1 protein-coding gene is annotated in these 702 nt (G+C 43.9%); it reads right to left on the bottom strand.

Going from position 1 to position 702, the window contains the following annotated elements:
• Nucleotides 1–51: 51 nt before the first annotated feature.
• A complete protein-coding gene (locus tag A3735_RS05640) occupies nucleotides 52–630 on the bottom strand; it encodes a hypothetical protein (RefSeq protein WP_068507775.1) in 579 nt (192 codons plus the stop codon).
• Nucleotides 631–702: the final 72 nt, after the last annotated feature.

The following is a 702-nucleotide window of genomic DNA, read 5'->3' as shown; positions in this document are numbered from 1 at the left end:
TCAGGTAGGTGAGGGGCACGAGAAAATTATCTCACTATCAGTCACTGGAATTTAAGCAATAATTCCGTTTCGACTTAAGTGTTCGTCCAGGGTAGTGTGGTGAGGGATAGCCTTGCCTGATACCCAGTTAGCTGCTGCTTGCTCTCCAGTTAATGCTAAGACCTTTTGCTCTTTATCCCACTCGTCATTTGAAGCGCTCTTTAGATAAGCGAGTACGTCGTTGTTAGGGGTCTTCAAGCAAGACTTGATTACCAGTCCAGTAATTTCTTCGTATGTGCCTGGGCCACATTGGCCTGTGTTCGTTATAGCGCGGGTTGCCCCTATAAGGTAGAAAGCGCAGGCTTTTCTCAACCAAGCATACTTTTCGCCATGTATATCTCCATAGCGCTTTTTTAGGGGTAGAAGCTGCATACCTGCAAAAACTTGTGCTTCTTTGAGGATAGCCATTTTGTCCTCATATTTCACACTGGCTGAAGCATTTCCTACTAAAGGTTTACGCTCGTCAGTTTGTGTCATTTTTTTAGTATGGTTGAGAGGAGGGTAATCACGATAGAGTGAGCGAATTCTTACGAAGGTGATGATGAAAAGCAAAAAAACAAAGACTTCTGCCAAGTGGATAAGTGCGCTCATGAGTTTCTTCCTTGTAACTATAGATAAGCACTGGGCTCTATCATTCTGAAGACAGTCGGTTCTCGTTTGCAT

The organism is Oleiphilus sp. HI0061, assembly GCF_001635675.1.
This window is presented reverse-complemented; position numbering and strand designations above follow the sequence as displayed.

Excerpts from the sequence above, each read along its gene's own strand:
- A3735_RS05640 (WP_068507775.1), bottom strand. The coding sequence starts at position 630 with ATGAGCGCACTTATCCACTTGGCAGAAGTCTTTGTTTTTTTGCTTTTC.